The sequence below is a fragment of the Rhodococcus sp. 4CII genome, assembly GCF_014256275.1.
GTDB classification, from domain to species: Bacteria; Actinomycetota; Actinomycetes; order Mycobacteriales; family Mycobacteriaceae; genus Rhodococcus_F; species Rhodococcus_F wratislaviensis_A.
The window spans coordinates 84,074-108,302 of the sequence record NZ_JACCFE010000005.1 but is presented as its reverse complement, the minus strand read 5'-3'; the positions used below and the strand labels follow the sequence as shown (position 1 = coordinate 108,302).

21 protein-coding genes and 1 pseudogene are annotated in these 24,229 nt (G+C 64.5%); 8 read left to right on the top strand and 14 right to left on the bottom strand.

The genetic code is table 11. The annotated features are described in order from the left end of the window. Positions 1 to 146 precede the first annotated feature (146 nt). Positions 147 to 1,550, bottom strand: coding sequence for an NAD(P)H-quinone dehydrogenase (locus H0B43_RS40075; protein ID WP_185730556.1), 1,404 nt, complete (start codon positions 1,548 to 1,550; stop codon positions 147 to 149). Positions 1,551 to 2,263: 713 nt separating this feature from the next. Between H0B43_RS40075 and H0B43_RS40070 the strand changes: the two are divergent. The 4 genes and pseudogenes from H0B43_RS40070 to H0B43_RS40055 all read left to right on the top strand — a co-directional run bounded on the left by H0B43_RS40070 (position 2,264) and on the right by H0B43_RS40055 (position 8,175). Next, positions 2,264 to 4,676, top strand: a pseudogene (locus H0B43_RS40070) (FdhF/YdeP family oxidoreductase). Further along, complete coding sequence (gene folP / locus H0B43_RS40065) at positions 4,677 to 5,528, top strand: dihydropteroate synthase (RefSeq protein ID WP_252190388.1); 852 nt, start codon at positions 4,677 to 4,679, stop codon at positions 5,526 to 5,528. Positions 5,529 to 5,881: 353 nt separating this feature from the next. After that, positions 5,882 to 7,507 carry an ATP-binding protein gene (locus tag H0B43_RS40060; protein WP_213016604.1) on the top strand — a complete coding sequence of 542 codons (1,626 nt, stop codon included), beginning with the start codon at positions 5,882 to 5,884 and terminating at the stop codon, positions 7,505 to 7,507. Further along, on the top strand, positions 7,504 to 8,175 hold the full coding sequence (locus H0B43_RS40055) for a response regulator transcription factor (protein WP_061696856.1): 672 nt from the start codon (positions 7,504 to 7,506) through the stop codon (positions 8,173 to 8,175). Before H0B43_RS40060 ends, H0B43_RS40055 begins: the two co-directional genes overlap by 4 nt. 237 nt (positions 8,176 to 8,412) lie before the next feature. Here the strand turns inward: H0B43_RS40055 and H0B43_RS40050 are convergent, their stop codons facing one another. From H0B43_RS40050 to H0B43_RS40005, 10 genes are all read right to left on the bottom strand, one after another. Beyond that, positions 8,413 to 8,691, bottom strand: coding sequence for a muconolactone Delta-isomerase family protein (locus H0B43_RS40050; RefSeq protein WP_185730553.1), 279 nt, complete (start codon positions 8,689 to 8,691; stop codon positions 8,413 to 8,415). A gap of 18 nt (positions 8,692 to 8,709) precedes the next feature. Then, positions 8,710 to 9,414, bottom strand: a complete 705-nt coding sequence (locus tag H0B43_RS40045) for an alpha/beta fold hydrolase (protein WP_185730552.1) — start codon at positions 9,412 to 9,414, stop codon at positions 8,710 to 8,712. Beyond that, complete coding sequence (locus H0B43_RS40040; protein ID WP_312034158.1) at positions 9,411 to 10,268, bottom strand: class III extradiol dioxygenase subunit beta; 858 nt, start codon at positions 10,266 to 10,268, stop codon at positions 9,411 to 9,413. Before H0B43_RS40040 ends, H0B43_RS40045 begins: the two co-directional genes overlap by 4 nt. A gap of 1 nt (position 10,269) precedes the next feature. Beyond that, positions 10,270 to 10,614, bottom strand: coding sequence for a protocatechuate 3,4-dioxygenase (locus H0B43_RS40035; protein WP_061696852.1), 345 nt, complete (start codon positions 10,612 to 10,614; stop codon positions 10,270 to 10,272). A gap of 9 nt (positions 10,615 to 10,623) precedes the next feature. Further along, entirely contained in the window at positions 10,624 to 11,469 is an 846-nt protein-coding gene (locus tag H0B43_RS40030) for a tetrahydrofolate dehydrogenase/cyclohydrolase catalytic domain-containing protein (RefSeq protein WP_185730550.1), read from the bottom strand. A gap of 9 nt (positions 11,470 to 11,478) precedes the next feature. Further along, complete coding sequence (purU, locus tag H0B43_RS40025) at positions 11,479 to 12,351, bottom strand: formyltetrahydrofolate deformylase (protein ID WP_185730549.1); 873 nt, start codon at positions 12,349 to 12,351, stop codon at positions 11,479 to 11,481. Next, positions 12,348 to 13,232 carry a methylenetetrahydrofolate reductase gene (locus tag H0B43_RS40020; RefSeq protein ID WP_185730548.1) on the bottom strand — a complete coding sequence of 295 codons (885 nt, stop codon included), beginning with the start codon at positions 13,230 to 13,232 and terminating at the stop codon, positions 12,348 to 12,350. The genes purU and H0B43_RS40020 overlap by 4 nt, the downstream gene beginning before the upstream one ends. 34 nt (positions 13,233 to 13,266) lie before the next feature. Beyond that, positions 13,267 to 14,622, bottom strand: coding sequence for an aminomethyl transferase family protein (locus tag H0B43_RS40015; protein ID WP_185730547.1), 1,356 nt, complete (start codon positions 14,620 to 14,622; stop codon positions 13,267 to 13,269). A 101-nt stretch (positions 14,623 to 14,723) separates the two neighbouring features. After that, positions 14,724 to 15,947, bottom strand: coding sequence for an aminodeoxychorismate synthase component I (pabB, locus tag H0B43_RS40010; RefSeq protein WP_185730546.1), 1,224 nt, complete (start codon positions 15,945 to 15,947; stop codon positions 14,724 to 14,726). Further along, positions 15,944 to 17,266, bottom strand: a complete 1,323-nt coding sequence (locus tag H0B43_RS40005; RefSeq protein WP_185730545.1) for a folylpolyglutamate synthase/dihydrofolate synthase family protein — start codon at positions 17,264 to 17,266, stop codon at positions 15,944 to 15,946. Before H0B43_RS40005 ends, pabB begins: the two co-directional genes overlap by 4 nt. A gap of 189 nt (positions 17,267 to 17,455) precedes the next feature. Between H0B43_RS40005 and H0B43_RS40000 the strand changes: the two genes are divergently transcribed. From H0B43_RS40000 to H0B43_RS39985, 4 genes are all read left to right on the top strand, one after another. Further along, positions 17,456 to 18,178, top strand: coding sequence for a PIG-L deacetylase family protein (locus H0B43_RS40000; RefSeq protein ID WP_061696846.1), 723 nt, complete (start codon positions 17,456 to 17,458; stop codon positions 18,176 to 18,178). After that, positions 18,175 to 18,870, top strand: coding sequence for a 4-carboxy-4-hydroxy-2-oxoadipate aldolase/oxaloacetate decarboxylase (locus tag H0B43_RS39995; protein ID WP_185730544.1), 696 nt, complete (start codon positions 18,175 to 18,177; stop codon positions 18,868 to 18,870). Before H0B43_RS40000 ends, H0B43_RS39995 begins: the two co-directional genes overlap by 4 nt. A gap of 43 nt (positions 18,871 to 18,913) precedes the next feature. After that, on the top strand, positions 18,914 to 20,317 hold the full coding sequence (locus H0B43_RS39990; RefSeq protein ID WP_185730543.1) for an aminomethyl transferase family protein: 1,404 nt from the start codon (positions 18,914 to 18,916) through the stop codon (positions 20,315 to 20,317). 130 nt (positions 20,318 to 20,447) lie between these two features. Further along, positions 20,448 to 21,185, top strand: a complete 738-nt coding sequence (locus tag H0B43_RS39985; protein ID WP_185730542.1) for an SDR family NAD(P)-dependent oxidoreductase — start codon at positions 20,448 to 20,450, stop codon at positions 21,183 to 21,185. Between the two features lie 124 nt (positions 21,186 to 21,309). Here H0B43_RS39985 and fdhD read toward each other — a convergent pair whose 3' ends face one another. From fdhD to H0B43_RS39970, 3 genes are all read right to left on the bottom strand, one after another. Beyond that, positions 21,310 to 22,131, bottom strand: a complete 822-nt coding sequence (fdhD, locus tag H0B43_RS39980; RefSeq protein WP_185730541.1) for a formate dehydrogenase accessory sulfurtransferase FdhD — start codon at positions 22,129 to 22,131, stop codon at positions 21,310 to 21,312. Then, positions 22,119 to 22,286 carry a hypothetical protein gene (locus H0B43_RS39975; RefSeq protein ID WP_185730540.1) on the bottom strand — a complete coding sequence of 56 codons (168 nt, stop codon included), beginning with the start codon at positions 22,284 to 22,286 and terminating at the stop codon, positions 22,119 to 22,121. Before H0B43_RS39975 ends, fdhD begins: the two co-directional genes overlap by 13 nt. 225 nt (positions 22,287 to 22,511) lie before the next feature. Then, a complete protein-coding gene (locus H0B43_RS39970; RefSeq protein ID WP_185730539.1) occupies positions 22,512 to 23,858 on the bottom strand; it encodes an MFS transporter in 1,347 nt (448 codons plus the stop codon). Between the last annotated feature and the right edge of the window lie 371 nt (positions 23,859 to 24,229).

Here is a 24,229-nt window from a genome sequence, read left to right as displayed (position 1 = left end):
GTCGCCAACGCAACGGGTTCAGGATTGGGATCACTCACTGCAATTCATTCCTCTGATGTCAACGTTCTCGTTGTGGACTAGGAGCGTAAGGCTCACCGGCCCAGAACGACCCACATCCGTCGTCCTTCTGTGCGACTTGTTTCCACTCAGCTGAGGTCGTCTTGGCGGATCAAGCGGCGTGCTGCCTCGGTGATCGAACCGGTCAGCGACGGGTACACCGAGAACGTCGCGGCGAGATCGTTGACGGTGAGGTTGTTCTGCACCGCGATCGCGATCGGGAGAATCAGCTCCGACGCGGTCGATCCAACTACCACCCCACCGATCACCGCACCGGTGGCCGGACGGCAGAAGATCTTCACGAAGCCGCGGCGCAGACCGGACATCTTGGCGCGCGGGTTGGTGTTGAGCGGCAGCATGACGGTGCGGGCGGCCACCCGACCAGTCTCGATCGCGGCCTGGCTGACACCCACGGTGGCGATCTCGGGGCGGGTGAACACCGCCGAGGCCACGGTCTTCAGCTTGATGGGGCTCACGCCCTCACCGAGCGCGTGGTACATCGCGATGCGGCCCTGCATGGCGGCGACGGACGCCAGCGGCAGCAGTCCGGTGCAGTCGCCCGCGGCGTAGATCCCGGATACCGGCGTCCGCGACACACGGTCCACGCGCAGGTATCCGCCCTTGTCGAGCTCGATGCCGACCTTCTCCAGTCCGAGACCCTGGGTGTTGGGAACCGAACCGACGGTCATCAGGGCGTGGCTGCCCTCGACCGTCCGGCCGTCCGCGAGCACGACGACGATGCCGTCCTCGGTGCGCTTCACGGCATCGGCCCTGGCGTGCTTGACCAGGGTGACGCCACGCTCGGCGAGGACGTCCTCGAGCACGAGGGCGGCGTCGGCGTCCTCACCGGGCAGGACGCGGTCGCGGCTGGACACCAGCGTGACCTTGACGCCCATCTCGGTGTAGGCGGACACGAACTCGGCGCCGGTCACACCGGAACCGACGACGACGAGGTGCGTGGGCAGCTCGTCGAGGTCGTAGAGGTCGCGCCACGTCAGGATGCGCTCGCCGTCCGGCTCCGCCCCGGGGATCACCCGGGGGCTCGCACCGGTGGCGATGAGGACGACGTCCGCGTCGAGTGTCTTCTTCTCGCCGTTCTCGAGGGTGGCACACACCTGGTGGGACGCCATGCCCAGTCGTGGGTCGGTGATCTCGGCGGTGCCCGACAGCAGTTCGACACCCACCGTCTGCAGGCGGGTGCGGATGTCGGAGGACTGCGCCTGCGCGAGGCTCTTTACGCGGGCGTGGATCTGCGGCAGTGCGACCGTGGCCTGCTCGGGATCGAGCGCAATGCCCAGGTCGGTGGCGCGCCGCATGTCGGTGCGCACGCCGGTGGAGGCGATGAAGGTCTTGGACGGCACGCAGTCGAACAGAACGCAAGCGCCGCCCACCCCGTCCGAATCGATCAAGGAGACGGAGGCGCCGTGCTGTGCGGCCACCAGCGCTGCCTCGTATCCGGCAGGCCCGCCACCAATGATCACGATTCGGGTCATCTGTCCTCCAAGATTGCCGGACCGGCCACATGCCAGCTGCCGGATAGATCGCTATTGCCTGACCGGGGCCCTTCCGAGGCGGCCCTTAGGTCGAGCGCCTCCGCGGAGACGTGCGACGCGCGCATTTCTGCTATCGAGTAGCCGGGATGGCACGGCCTCATCTGTGTTGCATGGCTACCGAGAGTCGAATATACGTCGCCATGTGGACGAATTTTCGCCCGCGCCTGACGGTTACGTCATTTATATGAGTACTGGGTGTGGTCGATCGCCGAGGCAGCTCAGTCATAGATCAGTGTCCGCAACCGTCGCCAAATTTCTTCGATGATGACCCGATCGGATGCTCGGTAACCCGCACGTCGTCTCAGCAAGAGGTGGTGCGTCTGATCCTCGACACCAGTGCTGGCCCACGAGTACCAACATTTCGCCTTCAGTGGGGCCTGTTTTCGCCTGCCGTCAATTCCTAAGTCATTTATATGAGCACCGGATGTGGTTGATAGCCGATAGAGCTCAGTCATAGATCAGTGTCCTCGGCCACAGTGTATTTCTACGCTGAAACCCAGTGTGGATGAATCGATGAGGAGCGAGTACATGAATCGTCAGCTTTCCGCAGATCGAGTGCGTGTGCACGGCCCTGACCGGGGCGCCGAGACCTCATGTGCCGTTGTCGCGGATTCTCCGACGTCGCAGATCCGCGAATCAGGGACAACCGCAGGATGAGCGGCGAAGCGTCGAATAGCGACATCGATGAGTCCGAGCTGCGGGTGGGGCACGTCCACGACCACGCGGCAGGAATGAGAGCAGTTGGGGTTTCCCTCAAGCGGGCGTTCACGCAGATGGGCGTAGCCCGGACGGTTGTCACACTGCCACTGCTGAATCAGCGGCACGGCTTCGACTGTCCCGGATGTGCGTGGCCGGAAAGCCAGGGCAGGCGGAAGCCCGCCGAGTTCTGTGAGAACGGTGCCAAGGCGGTCGCCGAGGAGGCAACCACCCGTAGGGTCACCCCGGACTTCTTCACTACGCATTCGGTAGCAGATCTGGCCGACAAGACCGACTACTGGCTCGGCCAGCAAGGACGGTTGACCGATCCCATGGTGCTCCGGCCTGGCGCAACACACTATGAGCCGATCTCGTGGGACGCGGCATTCAGTCTGCTGTCGGGCGAGCTCAACGACATGCCCTCTCCCGACCAGGCCCTGTTCTATACGTCCGGCCGCACCAGCAACGAGGCCGCGTTCCTCTATCAGCTGTTCGCACGCCGCCTGGGCACCAACAACCTCCCGGACTGCTCGAACATGTGCCACGAGGGACACAACGAGCGCGGCGGGGGTTCGCACGCCGCCTGGGCACCAACAACCTCCCGGACTGCTCGAACATGTGCCACGAGTCCTCCGGTGCGGCGTTGACGGAAACGATCGGCATCGGCAAGGGATCGGTCAGCTTGGACGACCTGCACCATGCAGACCTGATCCTGGTGGTCGGCCAGAACCCCGGCACGAATCACCCCCGGATGCTGTCGGCACTTGAAGAGGCCAAACACAACGGTGCCTCCATCGTGTCCGTCAACCCACTGCCCGAAGCCGGGCTGATGCGCTTCAAAGACCCCCAGAGCGTGCGCGGCGTACTGGCCAAGGGAACGTCACTGACCGACGTGTTCTGCCAGATCCGCCTCGGTGGCGACCTCGCGTTCTTCAAGGCCATCGCCGCCAGACTGTTCGCGCGTGAGGAACTGGCGCCGGGCACCGTGATCGATCGTGACTTTCTGTCCCGCCACACCCACGGCTTCGACGCCTACCGGGCGCAAGCCCAGAACGTCGACGATGAACTTCAACGGGCGACCGGACTTTCCGTCGACCAGCTCGACGACGTCGCCGACCGGTTCGCGCGGGCGGATCGCATCGTGTTGTGCTGGGCAATGGGGCTGACCCAGCACAAGCATTCGGTTCCCACGATCCGTGAGGCTGTGAACTTGCTGCTGGTCCGCGGGATGATCGGCAAGCCGGGAGCAGGTGTATGTCCGGTGCGCGGACACTCGAACGTCCAAGGTGACCGCACCATGGGCATCTGGGAAAAGATGCCCGAACCATTTCTGACCGCTCTGGACGATGAGTTCGGAATCGAGTCCCCGCGCCGGCACGGATACGACACCGTCGACGGCATTCGAGCAATGACGCGCGGCGAGATCCGTGTCTTCGTCGGAATGGGCGGCAACTTTGCCCGGGCGACTCCCGATAGCGAGATCACCGAGGCCGCCTTACGTAGTTGCCGGCTGACCGCCCAGGTGTCCACCAAACTCAACCGCTCACACGTGGTGACCGGGCAGACCGCGCTGATCCTGCCCACACTGGGACGCACCGAGACCGACATCCAAACCAGCGGAGCCCAATTCGTCACCGTCGAGGACTCGATGTCGGTGGTGCACCGCTCACAAGGCCGACTGAGCCCGGCGAGCACGAAACTCCTTTCGGAGCCGGCAATCGTCTGCGCCTGGCACGGGCCACGTTCGGGGATGAGCATTCAGTGCCCTGGGAGAAATTCGAAGCCGACTACGACACCATCCGCGATGCGATCTCGCGGGTCGTCCCCGGCTGTGAGAACTACAACGACCGCGTTCGCGGCCGAAATGGCTTCGTGCTTCCTCACCCGCCGCGCGATTCGCGCGAGTTCACCACGACCACGGGAAAGGCGAACCTGACGCTCAACGAACTGGTATATCCGACGATTCCCGAAGGGCGGCTGTTGCTGCAGACGCTGCGAAGCCATGATCAATACAACACCACAATCTACGGCCTCTCCGACCGATACCGGGGTATCGAAAACGCCAGGCGGGTAATCATGGTCAGCCCTGCGGACATAGAACAGCTCGGCTTGCATGATGGCCAGACCGTCGATCTGGTGAGCGAATGGGAGACGGACGGTCGCATCGACGAGCGCCGGGTGCCCGGCTTCCGCATCGTCGCCTACCCGACCGCAACGGGCTGTGCAGCAGCCTACTACCCAGAGACGAATCCACTCATCCCACTGGACTCGGTCGCCGACACTTCCAACACTCCAACATCGAAATCCGTTGTCGTGCGTCTTGACTCAGCGCCTGTTGAGTTGCACGCCGGGCAACGGCGGGAGCCCTAAATGACAATCGACTTTTCGCCACCCCGGTACCATTCCAACCTCCGCAACGCGCCGAGCACGACCCGGCCCGGCACCGAGCCCCTGAAGGTGATGGGCATCCTCAACCTCACCCCGGATTCCTTCTGGTCCGGCAGCCGCTATGCCGCAACCGAGGAGGCGATCGCCGCGGGCGAGGCGATTTTCGAGGCGGGCGCCTGGGCGGTGGATATCGGCGGTGAATCAACACGCCCCGGCGCGGTCCCGGTCTCGCCGGCCGCCGAACTCGAACGCATCGCGCCGATCATATCGGCTCTCGCGAGGAAGGGCCGGGTCTCCGTCGATACCCGACACGACGCGGTGGCGGAGGAGGCGGTCCGGCTGGGCGCGTCGATCGTCAACGACGTCTCCGGGACCCTGCACAACGTCGCCGGCCGACTGAGGTGCGGATACGTCGGGATGCACTCGCACACCGTCCCGGTGTCGGTCGATGGACATCCGGTCTACGACGACGTCGTCACAGAGGTCTCCACGCACCTGACCGGCATCGCCGCGGCGGCCCGCGCCGAGGGAGTTGGAGAAATGTGGATCGACCCCGGCATCGGCTTCGGAAAGTCACTCGAAGACAACGTGGAACTTCTGCGCCGGTTGCCGGCGATCTGCGCCCTCGGTGTGCCGGTACTGCTGGGCGTCAGCCGGAAGTCGTTCATCGGAAAGGTGACCGGTCGCGAGGTAGGTGAGCGCCTGCCGGGTTCACTGGCACTCATCGCACCGGCATGGTCGGCGGGGGTCGATGTAATCCGGGTGCATGATGTGCCGCAGACACTCGACACGATCGCGATGCTCGAGGCGGTATGGGGTGCCACGTCGTCGTAGCCCAGCCGACATCCCCCCAATCGGCGACTGCCTGCGATGAGCAATCAAACCGGGGAGGGCGGGAGCACGGTGTATCCGCCGTCCCGGGTGCATTCGCTTCCGGTGGGCGCCAGATCAGGGCCAACCCAGCGCCAATGAGGGCTTGTTCGGCGGAGGGCGCGACAGAAAACCTGCAGGTAGCGGCCGATCCGACCAGGTCCATCTACGTCCTTTGACGTATATCGGCCTCCAACGCCGAGAATGTCTCGATCAGGGGGTGCATTCCATTGGCCGGCCATGCATTCTTGGGATGCAACGTCGTTCCTACCGCTGTCTGATGCCCGCCGTCACAGCCGACGCTGAGGAGGTCCACCATGGTCGGCGCGCGTGAAAGCGACGGATCGATGACACTGCTCCCCTTCGCCTGGGCTGGACTACCCGAAGCGGCGCCGGACGGTCTCGCGGTCGTCGATTCGGCAGGACGATTCGTCCGCATCAATCGTGCCGGGGCTCGACTGTTCGGAAGGACCGAGACGGCTCTGATCGGCACCTTGTCGCCGTTCTTGTTCACCCCCGAGGTCGCCCCCGAGCCGGTGGGCCTGTTCGACGACGGTCCGAGTGAGCAAGTCACCCCGTGGGCGCTCGACGAGGGGCCGCAACGGGAGTTCGCGTACCGGGTGCAGCAGGCACCCGGGGACCCCCGCCTCGCCGTCGTGACCTTTCGGGACGTCACCGAGGAACGCCGGCGACAACGGCGGATCGTCGCCGTCGCCCGCAGCGCCGCGAAACTGGCGTCGCAGGGGTCGCTCTCGGCGACCCTCGACGCACTCGCACGCGAGGTCCTACAGACCGACGCGCTTGCAGGAGTGCAGATCCTGACCGTCGACGAAAGCGGCCAGGGGCTGCGGATCATGGGCTCAGCCGGATTCCAGCATTGGCCGGACTTCTTCGACCGTCTCCTCGAATGCCGGGAGCGCGGTGCCTCCCTGCTGATGCTCGATGCGCTGACAGACAGCGAACCGAAGGTGGTCGCGCACCGCTGGGAGACCATTCAGACCGACCCTGCGTGGGAACCGCTCCGCGAGTACCTCGGCGAACTGCACTGGGACTCGTTCGCAAGCGTGCCCCTGATAATCCGCGGCCGGGCCGCGGGGGTGCTCAACGCCTTCTTCGCCCCGGGGCAGATCGTGAGCACCCGAACCCTCGAGTTCCTGACCGCGATGGCAGAGCAGGCGGCGGTCGCCATCGATTATGCCGCGCTGATGCATCGCGAACGCGACGTCGTCCGCCGCCAAGAACGCCAACGCCTGGCGCGCGACCTACACGATTCCATCGTCCAGCAAGTTTTTTCCATCTCCATGCAGGCCAAGTCGATGGAGGTGCTTGCGCAGCGCAGCACGTCGCTCCCTGCGGACGCTGTCCAACGTATCGCCGACGAGGTCGGACTGCTCTCGCGCACCGTCCTCGCGGACCTGCAGGCCATGGTGCACGAACTGCGGCCACTGTCGACCACACAGGTGGGCGGGCTGGAAGAGGCAGTGCGCGCACTAGTCGACAGCACCACGAATCGGACCGGTCTTCGGTTCCGCCTCTTCATGGGTCAGGGGCTCGACGGAATCGAAGGTGAGATGGCAGAGGACGTGTACAGGATCGTCGCCGAGGCGATCCACAACGTGGTCAAACACGCCGAGGCGGGCAAGGTGGAGATACGGATCGGTGTCCGTGACCAGCGCCTACGCGCCAGCATCTCCGACGACGGCCGAGGCTTGACCTCACCGCGCGAGGACATCCCCGGACATTCGACTGGATACGGACTGCAGACAATGACGGAAAGGGCCGAACGATGGGGTGGAACAGTAACGGTGAAGCCACGCAAAAGATCCGGGACCATCGTGCAGGTGTCGGTTCCACTGACCGCCGGACTCCCCCGAGCCGGCGCCTCGGTGGAAATCACGGGCACATGGACACCGCCGGCCGACACGAAAGGCCAAGCATCGTGACCGGGACAGCCGCCCGCAAGATCAAGGTCTTAATCGTCGACGATCACGCGGTCGTTCGTCGAGGTATCCGCGCCTACCTCGACGTGCTCGACGACATGGAGGTTGTCGACGAGGCAAGCGATGGCCAGGACGCACTCGACAAACTCGACACCATGGCAGCCCACCAGGAACTACCCGACGTCGTTCTGCTCGACCTCCTCATGCCCCGCCTGGACGGCGCCGCCACGACATCACGAATTACCAGCGCGTACCCCGAGGTCAAGGTCGTCATCCTCACCAGCTTCGGCGAGATGGAGCGAGTGCACACCGCCCTGGCGAACGGGGCGTCCGGGTTCCTCCTCAAGAGCGCCGGACCGCACGAGGTCGCAGGGGCGATTCAGGCCGCCGCCCGCAATGATGTGTTCCTCGATCCGGTGGTGGCCCGCCGCTTGACGCAGGAGATCGTCGCACCGCCCACCGGCATCAGTGCACTCACCGATCGGGAACGAACCGTGCTCAGCCTGATCGCCACCGGCAAGTCCAACAAGGCCATCGCCAGTGAACTCGTCATCAGCGAGCGAACCGCCCGAACTCACGTCAGCAACGTGCTGCGCAAGCTCCAACTGACCTCACGCACCCAGGCAGCGCTGGTCGCGGTACGCGAAGGCCTGGCACCCCCACAAGGCTGACGCTGCGCCTCTCGGCGGCGGCTCGGCGGGAAACCTTCGCACACACTGCAACGATCGACCATCCCCCGACCCACAACCTCCTTCGACGGGTACACAGGGCACATCTCCGCGGGTCCGTGGCATGCGGTTGAGCGTTGGCGCCGACCCGGGACACCCTCGGCCAGCACACGAGTGCGCCCCCGGTGCAGACACACCCGGGGGCACACTCGTTGCTCGACAATCGATGAAAGGGCGGAGCTATTTACGTTCCTGCGGATGGGTGGCTAGGGCTTCCACCGTCACGTCCATCCACTTCCACATCGGCAGCGACGCCAGAGCGTCATGGAGTTCGGCCGGGTCGCCCGCTTCGTACAATCCGACGGTGGCGTTGCGGCCGGGTACCCTCCACAACCGCTTGAGTATCCCTCCCTCGCGCAATTGCATCGCACGATCGCGTTCCCCCGCACGAAGGCGCTCACGGGTCTCGTCCGGAGTGTCCGCCGGCATCAAGTTCTCGGTGCGAACGAGGAATTCCATGTTGTCCTCCAACCACTCTCAGGCGGAAACAGTCAGCAGAAGATCCGCCAACTCCTTGGGCTCGGTGACCATGGCTTCGTGCCCGGTCGCGATGGTGTGGACCGGCCATCCGTGGGCCGCGGCCCGCTCGGCGTGATCCTGGAACACCCGCATCCAATCCGTGCACTCGATGAACGAGGCCGGCACACGGTCCGCGGCACCGGTCAGCCGCAGCGGTTCGGTGTAGGTCAGCCACGGATGGGGAGTCAACCGGGCGCTGAGCCAATCGACGTCGGATTGCTCCGACACGCCCAGCACCTTCAGTGAGCGAACGGGGATCAACCATCCGAACCCGTTGTTCTGCACGGACTCCCGATAGTGACCGGCGATCGTGGACGGTTGCAGATCGATTGCAGCGTCGCCGTCCGAGCCGACGAAGGCGTCGAGGTAGATGCGCTGAGCAAGCCGATCCGGGATGCGGTCCGCGACTCCGGTGACCACCTGCCCGGCGTAGCTGTGCCCGACGAGGACGACGTCCTGCGCATCGTAGGCCTCGATCAGACTCACCACGTCCTGGATGTGGGTGTTCAGCCCGACGGACGGATTCAGCAGGTGCGCACGATCACTGACACCGGTCAATGTCGGTGTGTGCACCTCGTGGCCGGCTGCGCGTAGCAGCGGCGCGACCCGCTGCCAGACCCAGCCCCCGTGCCAGGCACCGTGCAAGAGAACGAACGTGCTCATGCGGTCACCGCACTCGTCGCACCGAGGTCTTCGAACAGGGCCAGCGCGGCCGCGGTGTTCGATGCCGGGACATGGTAGGTCTCGTGGATCCGTTTGATGTTGCTGCTCAGCGCGCCGCGCATGACCAGCCACATGATCAGCTCGATCCCCTCGGTACCCGCCTCCCGGACATAGTCCTCCCGGGTGAGTGCGGCGAGCTTCTCGGGATCGGTCTCGATGGCGTCGAGGAACATTCGGTCGAACTCTGCATTGATCAATCCCGCACGCGCACCAGCCAGCTGGTGCGACATCCCGCCCGTTCCGAAGACGGCAACCTTACGGTCTTGCGGGAACGATCGGATCGCCCGTCCCAGGGCCCGCCCGAGCGCGTAACAGCGAGCCGCTGTCGGTTGTGGGTACTGGATCACGTTAACCACCACCGGAACGACAGCGCAGGGCCAAGCCTCACCCGGATCCGGGCAGTACACCGACAGTGGCACCGTCAGTCCGTGGTCGACGTCGAGCTGATTGAATGTGGCGATGTCGAACGAGTCGTCCATCAGTTCCCGGACGAGGTGCTCGCTGAGCTCCGGGTCACCGATCACCGGGGGCACCGGCCGATGTCCCCATCCCTCGTCTGCCACCGGGTACGACTCGGCGGTGCCGACACCGAAGGTCGGAATGAGATCGAGATCGATCGAGTTCGCGTGGTCGTTGTAGATAATGACCGCGACGTCTGGCCGGTGCTCGGCCATCCACGAACGAGCCGGTGCGTATCCATCGAAGAGCGGCTTCCAGTACGGCTCCTCGGTCTTGTGGTTGTCCATCGCCGCCCCGATCGACGGCACATGGGAGGTCGCCAGACCCCAGATCACCTCAGCCAAAGCTCCGTCCTCCTGCACTCAGTTCCGCCGCGAACTCGTCAGCGGTCATCCCGGTGAAGACGCCGCCGAGGTACTGCATCGACTTCTTGTCCATCATCGCCAGCTTGAAGATGTAGAAAATGGATGCACCGAGATCCGACATGCCGATCCAGTCGCGATCGAGCACTGCCTGCTTCTGTTGCGGGGACAGCCCGTACGCGTCGCAGTAGGCGGCCTCGTCCGCGGTGAAACGGTCGCGGTTCTCAGCGTCCTTGAATGATCCGCACATGCGGTTGAGGGCGTAGCCTCGCCGGTTCTGGGTCAGATCGAGGATGTAGTTGTCCTGTGCCTTACTCATGTCGCCTCCTCACGAGGTCGCTTCGTGTTCGCGTGCGGCACGGATCGTTTGCGACAGCAGCGTGGCGATGGTCATCGGTCCGACACCTCCCGGGACAGGGGTGATGTACGAGGCTCGTGCCGCTGCGCTGTCGTATTCGACGTCGCCCTTGTCGTCGGCGTAGCCTGCGTCGACCACGACCGCACCCGGTTTGAGCCATTCGCCGCGAATCAATTCCGGCCGGCCGACGGCTGCGACCACGACGTCGGCCTGCGCGACGTGGTCGGCCAGCCCAGTGGTCCGTGAATGGCAGTACGTAACCGTGGCGTCACGCGCGAGGAGCAGCATGCCTACCGGTTTGCCCAGGATGGGGCTGCGCCCGACCACGACGGCATGCTTACCGGCCAACGGGATGTCGTAGGCGTCGAGGAGCGCCATGATCCCGCCCGGAGTCGCGGATTCGAATCCACCCTCGTCGAAGGCCATCGTGGCGAATGAGGTGCGGGTGACGCCGTCGACGTCCTTGGACGGGGCGATGGCCTCGAACGCTGCGCGCTCGTCGATGTGCTCCGGCACCGGATGCTGGAGCAGGATCCCATCGACGGCCCGGTCAGCGGACAACTTGCGGATCTGCTCGACCAATTCGTCGGTGGTGATCGTCGCGTCGAGTTCGATGCGGCGCGACTCCATCCCGACCTTCGCGCACCGGTTTGCCTTCATCCGGACGTAGGTGTGGGAAGCGGGATCGTCACCGACGAGCACGGTCGCCAGGACCGGGACACGCCCGTGCTCGGAAACGAACTCCTCGACCTCTTTCTGCACACGGTCGAGGATCGTCGACGATATGTGACGTCCGTCCAAGATCTTTGCGGTCACTGACACTCCCTAGAACACAACAGTCGTGTTGCCGTCGCGGATGACCCGGTCATCGCAATGCCAGGACACCGCCCTCGACAGCACTGAGCGCTCGACGTCTGCGCCTCGCCGCTGGAATTCACGGGTGGATTCGCGGTGCGAGACCCGGATGACGTCCTGCTCGATGATGGGACCTTCGTCCAGGTCCTCGGTGACATAGTGCGCGGTCGCGCCGATCAGCTTCACACCGCGGTCCTTCGCCCGCTGATACGGTCCGGCCCCCATGAACGCGGGCAGGAACGAGTGGTGGATGTTGATGACCGGTACGCCGACCTCTTCGAGGAAGTCACCCGAAAGGACCTGCATGTACCGGGCGAGGACGACCATGTCGACGTTGCCCTTGAGCAGATTGAGGTGTTCCTTCTCTGCGGCAGCCTTGTTGTTCTTCTCCACCGGCACGTGAAAGAAGGGAATACCGAACTGACGCACGTCATCTCCGAGATCGGGGTGATTGGAGATGACCATCGGGACTGTCATGCGCAGCTCGCCGCGGCGCTGGCGCCAGAGCAAGTCGAGCATGCAGTGATCGGACTTGGAGACGAGGATCGCGACTCGCTTCTGCCGCTTGGCTTCCACCAGCCGGTAGGACAGACCCAGGTCGTCGACCAGGTTCTGGTCGAGGGCGTCGGCGAGTGCCTCACGCTTGACGGACAGCTCCGGCAGGTGGAACACCGTGCGCTGGAAAAATTGTCCGCCCGATGGATCGCTGGTGGTCTGGTCGAGTGCGACGACGTTGGCGCCGTGCTCAGCGAGCACAGTGGACACGCGGGAGACGATCCCGGGCTGGTCGGCGCCCTGCACGATCAGACGCCCGTAGTCTTCGGCGAAGATGTTGTCGGTCATGACCGAGCATCCTTTTCCACGATGGCGGTGAGAAGTTTCTGCCGCCAGATTTCGGTCTTGCGAAGTTCGTTGAAGGTGAAGATGTGCAGGCCGGCGATATTGTTGCTGGTCTTCGGGACGGCGCTGCCGAGTTGCTTGAGCAGGCGGGTGGGGTTGTAGCCGCCGGGCAGAAGGAATCGCCACAGCATGCTCTGCTGCTTCTGCAGGAACCGTGCCGACTGTCCCAGTCCGATGCCGGCCGAGATCCGCATCAGTTTCTGGCGGCTGACCGGTCCCGGCATGCCGACGTAGATGGGCCGGTCCACCCCGGAGGCGGCGACGCCTGCGGCCCACTTGCTGGTGGTGGTCGCGTCGAAGCAGATCTGTGTCAAGACCCGTGTCGCCAGTGGTGCCTTCTGTTGCAGGGCCAGATCAATGAGTTCCTGTTCGATCGCGCCGTGCCCCTCCGGGTAGCCACCGATGCCCACTTCCTGGAAAGGGTGGCCGACTTCCTCCATCGCCCGGAGCAGTCCGAACGCATCGACGAACTTGCCTGCCGGGTCAGGTGCGTCACCGCCGATGACGAACACCGACTTCACTCCGATCTCGCTGAGACGGGCGATGACATCGGCGACGTGCGCGTCGTCGACGAACTGGCGGCCCGGCAGATGCGGAGAAACTTGGTAGCCGTGGCCGATCAACTTCTCGGTGAGGTTCAAGGTGGTGTCGATTCCCTTGGCCTCGGTCACCGTCACGGTGAGGGGGACCGTCGTGGGAACGTGATCGACCACGTCCTGCTCGGTGTTCTTGAACGGCATCACCTCGTAGCTCATGTTGCGTACGAGGTCCGCCGCGTTGCTGCTCCTGCGGCGAACGCCGGTTTCGTTGCTTAAGTTCGTCATTGGTTCCTCGTTCCCGGGGTGCGAGTGGGGAAGATCAGGATTTGCGGTAGTTGTCGCGGACCTCGTAGACGTACGGTGCCGGAGCAACCGTGGCCCGAATCTCGACCTGCCGGTGGCGCTCGACGGCCGGCTTGGCGGACACCGGCTGCTCACCCCAGACCACGGATACCTTGGTACCGGGCTCGGCGAGCGCCTTGTCCACCGTTGCCAGCGACACGAACTCCTGCTCGTTCACGATGTAGCCCAGGTCCAGCGACATGCCGACCTGCTCCCCGTTGCGAACGACCTTGTCGACCTGGAAGAAGGCGTAACGAGACTTGGGCAGTTCGAGGTACTTGGCCGGGGTCCCTGCCTCGAACAACGAACGCATCGCGGCGGCGACGTCCTCGGAGTTCCAGACCAGCGTCACCTTCGTCCGCTCGGCGTTCTCGGCGATCTTCTCGAGCGCCTCCCGGCCGAGGAAGTCGTGATCGAACTTGACGGTGCGGCCGTACCCGATGTCGTAGGGGGTGACGTAGTAGTCGGTGATCTCGGCCGAGTCCATGCTGCCGCCGAGCGATCCGAGCGCGTCGGCGCCGAGCCATTCGCGGTAGTCAGCCATTTCCGGGCCGAAGATCGCCGGAACGGCGGTCGGGATCCAGCCCGATTCGAGGTTGGCCGTGGAGTAGGCCTTTGCACCGGCCCGCACCAGATCGAATTCCTTGCCGACCTCCAAGATCGCGGCCAGGACGTCCTCGCCCTCGGCCCACGGACCGAACAGCTCGAAGCCGGGCTGTCCTGCCATCCCGTGGCGCAATGCGCGCACACGGTGTCCGGCGATGGTGAATTCGGTCATGTTGAAGAACTTGATGTCGGGAAGCGGCTCCCCGGTCAGCTTTTCCACGAGCGACTTCGCGGTCGGGCCCTGCAGTTCGTATCGGTAGAGCTTCGGCGGACCGGAGGGCCGGTCGTAGGAGTTCTCGTCACGTTCGAGGGTGACGTCGTAGTCACCCTTCTCGGCGTTGTACTGAAGCCAATTGATGACCGTCTTGTGGCCGACGACGTCGAACAGGTCGTCTTCGAGGGCGAAGAGGATGGCGTCTCCGATGAAGTGTCCGTCCTGGTTGACCGCCACGTACTGCTTGGCCTTACCTGCGGTGAAGTTCTTGAAGGTGTTGACGCCGAAGTCGCTCAGCAGTCGCAGCGCATCGGTTCCGCTGATGTAGAGGTCGGTCATGTGGTGCGACTGATCCAGCAGTGCGCACGACGAGCGCCAGGACTGCTGCTCGGAGCGCCAGTTCGTGAACTCCGGTGCGACCGGGAACGTCATCGGCCGGTACGTCGAGTTGCGCAGCAACTCGACCGGGGACCCGACGCGCTGGATCGCAGACTCGAGACTTTCAACACCCATGACCTTGAATACCTCCTGCGGCCGGACCCGTGTCCCGACCTCGCTGTGTGAGAGACGGTCTCTGGAATTACCGCCTGTATTCAGTAGAGCCGAAGCGCACATCACATTTCGTCGGGCATCGAGGCAGACTTGACTGCGACAAATGACGGACGCGGTCGGGCACCGTGCCGTCCCGCCGGGGACTGTGGGCGCGCGGTGAGCACGGCTGCTTTCGCACGCAGCTCGGCATATTCGGCCGCAGGTTGTGAGTCCCAGGTGATGCCACCGCCGGTCCCGTAGATGGCGCTGCCTCGGTCCGTATCGACGACGAGGGTGCGGATGGCGACGTTGAAGCGCGCTCGGACCGGTACGCCCGCTGGGGCGATGACTCCGACGGCGCCGCAGTAGACACCTCTCGGTGTCGGTTCGAGGTCGCGGATGATCTCCATCGTGCGGTGCTTGGGGGCGCCTGTGACCGAGCCGCAGGGGAACAGTGCGCGGAAGATCTCGACGAGACCGAGGTCGGGACGCAGTCGGGCGGTGACATCGGAGGTGAGCTGGTGGACCGTCTCGTACTGCTCGGCGCGGCACAGCGCGGTAACGGACACACCTCCGGTGACCGCGAGTTGCGCGACGTCGTTGCGGACGAGGTCGACGATCATGATGTTTTCGGCGCGCTCTTTCTCACTCGCTTGCAGGCGTGCGACGATCTCCCGGTCCTCTGCCACCGAATGTCCGCGTCGGGCAGTGCCTTTCATCGGGCGCATGAGAAGTTGGTCGTCGGTGATCTCGAAGAACAATTCGGGGCTCGCGCTGGCGATCGCGAACTGGCCGGTATCGAGGTAGGCGTTGTACGCGCCGCCTTGGGCGCATGCCATGTCCGCGTACAGCTGGGGTAGGTCTCCGGCAACGTCCGCGGTCAGGCGGGTGGTGAGATTGGTCTGGTAGGTCTCTCCTGCCGCGATGTGCCGGCGCACCGCTTCGACCTTGTCGCGATGCTCATCCGCTCCCCATTCGTAGCGCCACTCCCCTACCTGGTAGTTGGGGTTTACCGTCGGCCGCACGAGTGGGACTCGTTCGGGTTCTCGCGCGATCCCGAACCATGCCAGGGGTAGGCCGTCGACGGTGTCGTGCACGGCTAGGGAGGGGTCGAGACCTGCGGCCGCCTCGTAGCTGACGAACCCGAATGCCCACCACCCTCTGCGGCTGGCCTCGTCGACCTCCGCCAACACATCCGCGACATGTTCGGGCCGGGTCGCGACGAGGTCGTAGGCGACCTCCGGGAACCGGCAGGCGGTACCGGCGCGCAAGTCGTCGAATCTCGCCCAGGCGGTTGGCACCCTCATTTCGGCATCACCTTTCCTGCGTCGGCGACGGCGAAGAATGATCCTGTGACGACCAGCGGAGCATCGGGGTCGGAGAGCTCGACCGCCGCTTGGAGTGCGTCGCCGATGCTGGGATACGTCTCCACTGCATCGATCCCGGCCCGCTGGGCCGCCGCGGCGACTTCGCTGGCGGCGAGGGCGTGTCCTCGCCCCTGATTCGTTCCGTCACTATCGAATTGGGTCGCGAATACCCTCGCCGCGGATGGGGCGATTGCCTTCATGGCGTCGTCGACGTTCTTGTCCGGTTTGAAGGTCAGCACCCAGATCGGTGCGCGGTCGGGCCACTCGTCGCGGACCGCGCAGGCAAGGGTCGCGAGTTTGATCTCGTTGTGGGCGCCGTCGAGGACGACAGGGCGACCGTGCCATCGGCGTCGTTCGAATCGGCCGGGCAACTGGGCGCTGGCGAGACCGGCAGTGGTACGGCCGAGACGGAGCGACCACCCGTCCCGATCCGCCAGGTGCCGTACCGCGCGCAGTGCTAGTCCGGCGTTGACCCGTTGGTGGCGGCCGGGCAGACCGAGGACGACGCCCGCGGGCAGGAGGTCCGCCGCGTGTGCTGGTGTGAGGTGGTCGACGGTGCATTGGCGCCGTCGTCCCTCGGCTCGGATGGCCTTGTCGATGCGCGGTCCCCCGCGCAGTGCGATGGCCGCACCGCCGGCGGGGAAGATGCCCGCCTTCTGCCGCGCGATGTCGGCTACCGTCGGTCCGAGAACCTCGGTGTGGTCGAGACCGATCGTCGTCAGCACGGCGAGTTTGTCGCTCCGCGAGACGGTGTTCGTGGCGTCGTGCAGTCCACCGATACCAGTTTCGATGACCGTGTAGTCGACGTCGTGGTCGCGGAACAGCTGAAACGCGGTCGCTGTCGCGGCCTCGAACATCGTGACGGGTCCCAACTCGGTCGTGTCGAGTCGGCGCTCACCATCGCGCACGACGCGCAGAGCGGCAGCGACGTGCTCTTCCGGTGCCGGCCGGCCGTCGATTTGGAATCTCTCGAGAACCGAGTGCACGTGTGGTGACAGGTAGGTGCCGACCCGGAAACCCTGTGCACGGAGAATCGATGCGATGAAGGTCGACACCGAACCCTTCCCCGCGGTGCCCGCGACGTGCACGACACGCAGGTCATTCTGTGGGGATCCCATCAGAGCGAGCAGCGCTGCTGCGCGTCGCTGCCCCGTCGCTGTGGCGGGAGATCGGGCGGACGTCGATGATAGTCCCGCCATGAGATAGCGTTCCACGCCGAGCGAGGTCGCCGCTTCACGCCGGTCTTCCTCAGTTTTCATTCACTTGACGCTATGACCCCGGACGAGCTGGGGAAACGGTCCGATGTCGGCTCTCGTCGCGCTATTCGGCTGATCACGTACGAGTCAAATGACTTAGTACAGACCGGACTCCGGGACCTGACGATGCACCCCCCATCACTCCTACTGTCCATTGTGAGAGTCAACGACAATCCAAGGAGAGATGCCGGGATGAGTTCCTTACTGGTGGTCAGCGCACACGCAGGTGACTTCGTCTGGCGCGCCGCCGGCGCGATCGCTCTCGCGACCAGCCGGGGTCAGCGGGCCAAAGTGCTGTGCCTGAGCTTCGGTGAGCGCGGCGAATCTGCACGGGCGTGGCGAGAGGGCAAGACACTCGACGAGATCAAGGCGCTGCGGCGCGGAGAGGCCGAAAGTGCCGCCGCTGTCCTCGGCGCCGAGATCGAGTTCCTCGATGCCGGCGACTACCCGCTGCGCGAGTCCGACGAACTGGTGGACCGCATCGTCCGGGTCTACCGCGAGTTCGACCCAGCGGTGGTGTTGACGCACCCATTGACCGACCCCTACAACGGAGACCATCCCGCGGCCGCCCGGATGGCATTGGATGCTCGAGTCCTCGCCCAAGCCGTCGGCTACGACGCACCCGGAGATCCGCTCGGCGCTCCCCCGGTATTCTTCTTCGAGCCTCACCAGCCCGAGCAGTGTGACTTCAAACCCAATGTGCTGCTGGACATTACTGATGTCTTCGACGTCAAGCGCAAGGCCATGGAATGCCTGGCGGCACAACAGCACATGTGGGACTACTACACCGATCTCGCCAAACGGCGTGGGGTGCAGGTCAAACGGAACGCCGGCCCGAACCTGGGTCTGCCCCACAACACCATGGGCGAGGCGTACATGCGGCTGTACCCCCAGGTCACCGGGGAACTCTCATGAAGAATGTCATTGTCACGGACACGCCTCGCGCATGCATCGAGAAGGTCGACAAGCTCGCCGAATACGGTGTCGCCACAGTTCACGAGGCACTGGGTCGAACCGGGTTCCTGGGACCGAAGCTGCGGCCGGTCCACCTGGGCTCGCGTGTCGGTGGCACGGCGGTCACCGTCCTGAGCTGGCCCGGTGACAACCTGATGATCCACGCCGCAATCGAACAGTGCCAGCCCGGTGATCTGTTGGTCGTCACCACTACCTCACCGAGCTCGGACGGCATGTTCGGCGATTTGTTCGCGACCGCGCTGCAGACCCGCGGAGTACGTGGACTCGTCACCGAGGCCGGTGTGCGCGATGTCGCCGAGCTCAATGCAATGGGGTTCCCGGTATGGTCCACCGCTGTCAGCGCACAGGGAACCGTGAAGGCTACCGCCGGCGCGGTGAATATCCCGATCATCATCGGCGGACAGACGATCCGGCCCGGTGATGCCGTTCTCGCCGACGACGACGGCGTGATGGTCGTCCCCCGCGGCGACGTCGACCGGGCAATCGAGGCCGCCCAGGCCCGAACCGATAAGGAAGAAGCAACCCGCACCGCCTTCCGTGACGGCGAACTCGGGCTGGACCGTTACGGTCTGCGCGCCAAACTCGCCGAGCTCGGCGTCGAGTACATCAGTGCCGAACAGCACCTTCTCTGACTCCCAACAACTACCTGTTCTCCCATCAACGAAACGGAAAATCATGAGCCCGAAAAACCTTCAGGACGTCCTCGATCAGGCCGGAAACACCGTAGAGCTGCTGCGCAACTCCCAGCTCGGCACCTACATCTACCCGGTCGTCCCGTCCGAGTTCACGAACTTCCGCCGCGAGGTGAAGGCCTGGAGTGAGACCGCGGTGCTGTTCGATCAGAGCCACCACATGGTAAACCTGTTCATCTCGGGTCCGGACGCACTGAAGTTGATCTCCGACACCGGCATCAACAGCGTGGCGAAGTTCGAGGTCAACACCGCCAAGCAGTTCGTCCCGGTCTCCCCCGAGGGCGGCGTCATCGGCGACGGCATCCTCTTCCGGGAGGCTGAGGAAGAGTTCACCTTCGTCGGCCGTGCCCCTGTCGCGAACTGGCTGACCTTCCAGGCCAATCGTGGCTACAACGTCGAGTTGCGCCTGGATCCGCGGTCGCCGTCGCGTCCGTACGGCAAGGAGGTCACCCGTGACCTGTGGCGCTTCCAGATCCAGGGTCCCCGCGCCTGGGATGTCATCGAGAAGGTCCACGGTGGCACCGTCGAACAGGTGAAGTTCTTCCGCATGGGCTACATGAACATTGCCGGCGAGCAGGTCCGCACGCTGCGTCACGGCATGGCCGGTGCGCCCGGACTGGAGATCTGGGGTCCCTACAAGTCCTACGACAAGATCCGGGACGCCATCCTCGAAGCAGGCCGCGAGTTCGGTCTGGAGCCGGCCGGAGCACGGGCATATTCGTGCAACACCCTCGAATCCGGGTGGATCCCGTCCCCGCTGCCCGCGATCTACACCAGCAACGGGATGCGGGAATACCGCGAATGGCTCGGCGCCGACAGCTACGAGGCGACGAACGCGTTGGCGGGCAGTTTCGTCTCCAACGACATCAGCGACTACTACCTCAACCCGTGGGAGCTCGGCTATGGATCGTTTGTCAAGTTCGATCACGACTTCATCGGACGTGACGCACTCGAGGCCATCGACCAGGAGAGCCAGCGCCGGAAGGTGACCCTCGCTTGGAACCCCGAGGACGTTGCGAAGCTGCTGGCGTCACCGGTCGACCCGAAGGGGCCCGGATACCAGTTCTTCGACCTGCCCAACGCCAACTACGGGTCCTCGAACTACGACGCGATCGTCGACGCCGACGGAAACAACATCGGTCTGTCCCTGTTCACCGGGTACAGCGCCAACGAGCGCGCCGCGCTGTCCTTGGCGACGATCAACCCCGACGTTCCGCTCGGTGCCGAGGTCAAGGTCATCTGGGGCGAGCCCGACGGTGGAAGCCGCAAGACCACCGTGCAGCAGCACGAGCAGCTCGCCGTGCGTGCAATCGTGAGCCCGGCACCGTACTCGGTCATGGCCCGCGACTCCTACCAGGCTGGCTGGCGCACCGCGGTCAAGGCCTGACACCAATCTCCGGTCGGGCCGCCGCGCAAGCGGCGGCCCGACCGGATGCGGCGGCCCCAACCCCCTCTGTTTGAGCAACCCGCACACCGAGCCGAACTTTGATGCGGCCGACGAGCCTGCAGGAGCCGTGATGCACCCTTCGCGCACCCTTACCGGCCGAACCGCCATCGTGACCGGTGCGGCCCGCGGCCTGGGCCGGGCAATCGCCAACCGGCTTGCCGCCGATGGGGCAGCCGTCGCCGCGATCGACATCGAGGCGGGCTCTGACGCCTCGGAATCAGTCCTTCCCTGGACGTGCGACGTCACGGACACCGCCGCCGTCACCGCGACCGTCGAAGCTGTCGCCGCGCGCCTCGGGACCATCGATATCTTGGTCAACAACGCCGGACTACTCTCCGGCCGTGGCAGCCTGCTCGATGCCTCGCCCGAGGAACTGCACCGCTTCTACGATGTCAATGCGGTCGGTGCCCTACGCATGGTGCAGGCCTGCTTTCCTTACCTGCGCGACAGCCCCCACCGCGGCCGGGTCATCAACATTGCATCCCGAACCTTCTTCACCGGTGCTCCGGGACAGATCGGATACGTTGCCAGCAAGGGCGCCCTGATCGGCATGACACGTGTGATGGCCCGGGAATTAGGTGAGCATCGGATCGCCGTCAACGCCGTCATGCCCGCCCAAGTCGCCACACCGGGGACCTGCGCCCATTCCGGCGACGATGTCTTCGCCCGGACGATGTCTCAACAGGCAATTCAGGAATTCGTCACCCCCGAGTGGTTCGCCGGCATGGTGGCCTTCCTGGCATCCCCGGACGGCGCCCTGATCACCGGGCAGTCGCTGGTATACGACGGCGGCGGGCTTCTCCACTGAACATCTCCAGTCCTCGTAGATCGTAGGAAACTCGCGTCCCTAGCCCCTGCTGGTGCGCCGCTGGCTCCGCCTCAGGACGATAGGCGCTGCGCGTTTTTCTCTCTTCCGCAGCGAACAGCCTCTGTCAACACACTCGTTCCTGATGGGTATAGAGGTTCATTGTGGGCCCGCGAAGGAAGCCGATGAGCGTGAGTCCGGCCTCGTGGGCGAGATCGATCGCAAGTGACGACGGCGCCGAGACTGCGGCGAGAACGGGAATCCCGGCCATCACCGTCTTCTGTGCGAGTTCGAATGACGCACGACCACTGACGAGAAGTACTGTGCCGCGCAGCGGTACCTGGCCATGTTCGATCGCCCGCCCGATCAGTTTGTCGATGGCGTTGTGCCGGCCGACGTCCTCACGGACCGCAATGAGTTGCCCGTCCGCGGTGAACAGCCCGGCTGCATGCAGTCCGCCGGTGATGTCGAAGACCTTCTGTGCCGTCCGCAATTTGTCCGGTAGCGACGAGATGGTGGCCGCCTCGACTCGGATTCGGTCCGCCGCCGGGGAGTGCCGGGTGCGCTGCCGGATCGCATCAAGCGACGCCTTGCCACACACTCCACACGAGGAGGTGGTGTAGAAGTTGCGCTCGATTCCGGTCTCGGGCAGCGACACCCCCGGTGCGAGGTCTACGTCGAGGACGTTGTAGGTGTTGACACCGTTTCCGTCGACGCTGTTGCAGTACCGGATCGACGCGATGTCCACGCGGTCGGCGATGATGCCTTCGGTGAGCAGGAACCCCTGGGCCAGTTCCACATCCGATCCCGGGGTCCGCATCGTCACCGCTAAGGGCACGCCACTGACCCGGATCTCGAGGGGTTCCTCGACCACCACCGTGTCCGGTCGTGTGCTGCGGTGTGCACCACGGATCCGGGTCACCGGGGTCCGGGTGCTCACCCGCCCCATATCGGCGGCCCCATGGTCTCGGTGACCGGCAATTCCTCACACGCCGCGATGCGGGTCGGACAGTCGTCGAACGATCCGGTAGTTGGCCGTCGCCAGGCGGACCGGACGAACAGGTAGAGGAACGCCGCGATGGCGTGCAGAAAAAGGCTCAACACGATGAATTTCCTTGAGGAGCCGTTTGCGTCGGGGCACCCGACTGGCGGCCGCGGCGGAATTGCGACCGTCGCATACACCGCGGCACGCAGCGGAGCGATCCGGTGGGATGCAGCGGTACTTTCGAAGATAGTCGGACAGTGCCGGTCAAGTTTGTGCAGGGACTCAACCATCGCTGACAGTCTGTGCCCCGCCGCCAACGGCGGCGGGGTACCGATTCTGCTCGATCAGGTGACCGGATCTGCCTGGCGGTCGCCTGCGGTCGTCGGCTCGACGGACTGAGTACGTGGCACACGTAACGTCGCAATCGCGATCAGGCTGATCAAACCGAGGATCATCAGGTAGATCGAGGTCGGCGTGGTCGAGCCGAACCGAGCATACAAGCTGGTCGCGATCAACGGAGCGAAGCCACCACCGAGGATCGACCCGATCTGATAGGCGATCGACGTGCCGCTGTAGCGGATGTTCGCCGGGAACAAGGCCGCGATCATCGCCGCCTGAGGGCCAGCCATCAACGATGTGCCCAAGAGCATTACGACGAAGGCTACGAAGATCAGGAGCGGACTCGCGGTGTTGACCAGCATAAAGAAGGGGAATGCCCACACCGCCACGACCGCGGCTCCAGCGAGGAAGATCGGGCGTTGCCCGTACCGGTCCGCGAGGACCGCGGCGATGTATATCGAGATCAGCTGCACCACCGCGCCGGCCACGATCAGCTCGAGAAGCGTCGACTGCGCGATTCCGAGTTCCTTGGTTCCGTATGACAAGAGGTAGACCGAGTAGATGTAGCCGAATGCGGGACATGCGATCGAAATCGCCCCAGCCAAAGCTACGGTCCCGCCGTGCTCCCGCAGGACTGTCGTCAGCGGACTGGACTCCACATCGCCATGTGCCCGGGCATTGCGGAAGGACGGTGTTTCCTCCACCTGTACGCGCAGATACAGGGCGACCAGAATCAACGCACCGCTGAGCAGGAACGGCACCCGCCAACCCCAGTCGCTGAATACCTCCGGCGCGAATATCGAGGTCACGATGATGAACACAATATTGGATGTGATGACGCCGGCCGGCAGACCCATCTGCGGGAACGCGCCATACAACGTGCGTCGGTGGGCAGGAGCGTATTCGACAGCCATCAAGACTGCCCCGCCCCATTCGCCGCCTACGCCGAGGCCTTGCATGAAGCGGAGAGTGACCAGCAGGATCGGCGCGAATACGCCGATCGCGGCGTAGTTCGGGAGCAACCCGATGGCCACAGTGGCGCCGCCCATCAGCAGCATCGAAATCAGCAGCATCTTCTTGCGGCCGACCCGATCGCCGTAGTGCCCCATCACAATCCCGCCGAGCGGCCTGGCTATGAAGCCGACTGCGAAGGTCGCAAACGCGGCCAACGTCCCGGTCATCGGATCCTCGCTCGGGAAGAACTGCGGCCCGAAAATCATCGACGCGGCGGCGCCATAGATAAAGAAGTCGTACCACTCGATCGCGGTTCCGATGAAACTCGCGCCGAGGACTTTGCGTCGTTCGCGTGCGGTCGGTGGGGACGGGTTGCTGTGTACCTCGGTGCCGGGCATCGGGGCTACCTTTCTGAAGAGCAACAATTTTGTGCTGTGAAGACGCGTAACAGCGCACCCGCAGCGACCGCGGACTCCGTCCGCGGGGCGCGCGTCGGCGATTTCCTTGCGATTACCGGGTGCCAGGGTGGAGGCCGTGTGCGTGCTGTGCGTTGCCGAAGCCATCCGCGACTGTGTCGATCGGGCAGTCAGTGGATCCCGATATCTCCCTCGGAGTCACCTCTCTCAGATGTCGTGCACGTGGTCGTGACACACATCACCGTAAAGGCGGATAACACTTTTCAGAACCGACTCTTGACGTGAGCTGCGCGGACGGATGGCGTACATCCGGTGCGTCGAATGACGTACTCGCCGTGTTTTGTTTGTGGTCC

Coding starts and splice junctions, on each gene's coding strand:
- H0B43_RS40075 (WP_185730556.1), bottom strand. CDS start 1,550: ATGACCCGAATCGTGATCATTGGTGGCGGGCCTGCCGGATACGAGGCA.
- folP (WP_252190388.1), top strand. CDS start 4,677: ATGACAATCGACTTTTCGCCACCCCGGTACCATTCCAACCTCCGCAAC.
- H0B43_RS40060 (WP_213016604.1), top strand. CDS start 5,882: ATGGTCGGCGCGCGTGAAAGCGACGGATCGATGACACTGCTCCCCTTC.
- H0B43_RS40050 (WP_185730553.1), bottom strand. CDS start 8,691: ATGGAATTCCTCGTTCGCACCGAGAACTTGATGCCGGCGGACACTCCG.
- H0B43_RS40045 (WP_185730552.1), bottom strand. CDS start 9,414: ATGAGCACGTTCGTTCTCTTGCACGGTGCCTGGCACGGGGGCTGGGTC.
- H0B43_RS40035 (WP_061696852.1), bottom strand. CDS start 10,614: ATGAGTAAGGCACAGGACAACTACATCCTCGATCTGACCCAGAACCGG.
- purU (WP_185730549.1), bottom strand. CDS start 12,351: ATGACCGACAACATCTTCGCCGAAGACTACGGGCGTCTGATCGTGCAG.
- H0B43_RS40020 (WP_185730548.1), bottom strand. CDS start 13,232: ATGACGAACTTAAGCAACGAAACCGGCGTTCGCCGCAGGAGCAGCAAC.
- H0B43_RS40015 (WP_185730547.1), bottom strand. CDS start 14,622: ATGGGTGTTGAAAGTCTCGAGTCTGCGATCCAGCGCGTCGGGTCCCCG.
- pabB (WP_185730546.1), bottom strand. CDS start 15,947: ATGAGGGTGCCAACCGCCTGGGCGAGATTCGACGACTTGCGCGCCGGT.
- H0B43_RS40005 (WP_185730545.1), bottom strand. CDS start 17,266: ATGAAAACTGAGGAAGACCGGCGTGAAGCGGCGACCTCGCTCGGCGTG.
- H0B43_RS40000 (WP_061696846.1), top strand. CDS start 17,456: ATGAGTTCCTTACTGGTGGTCAGCGCACACGCAGGTGACTTCGTCTGG.
- H0B43_RS39995 (WP_185730544.1), top strand. CDS start 18,175: ATGAAGAATGTCATTGTCACGGACACGCCTCGCGCATGCATCGAGAAG.
- H0B43_RS39990 (WP_185730543.1), top strand. CDS start 18,914: ATGAGCCCGAAAAACCTTCAGGACGTCCTCGATCAGGCCGGAAACACC.
- H0B43_RS39985 (WP_185730542.1), top strand. CDS start 20,448: ATGCACCCTTCGCGCACCCTTACCGGCCGAACCGCCATCGTGACCGGT.
- fdhD (WP_185730541.1), bottom strand. CDS start 22,131: ATGGGGCGGGTGAGCACCCGGACCCCGGTGACCCGGATCCGTGGTGCA.
- H0B43_RS39970 (WP_185730539.1), bottom strand. CDS start 23,858: ATGCCCGGCACCGAGGTACACAGCAACCCGTCCCCACCGACCGCACGC.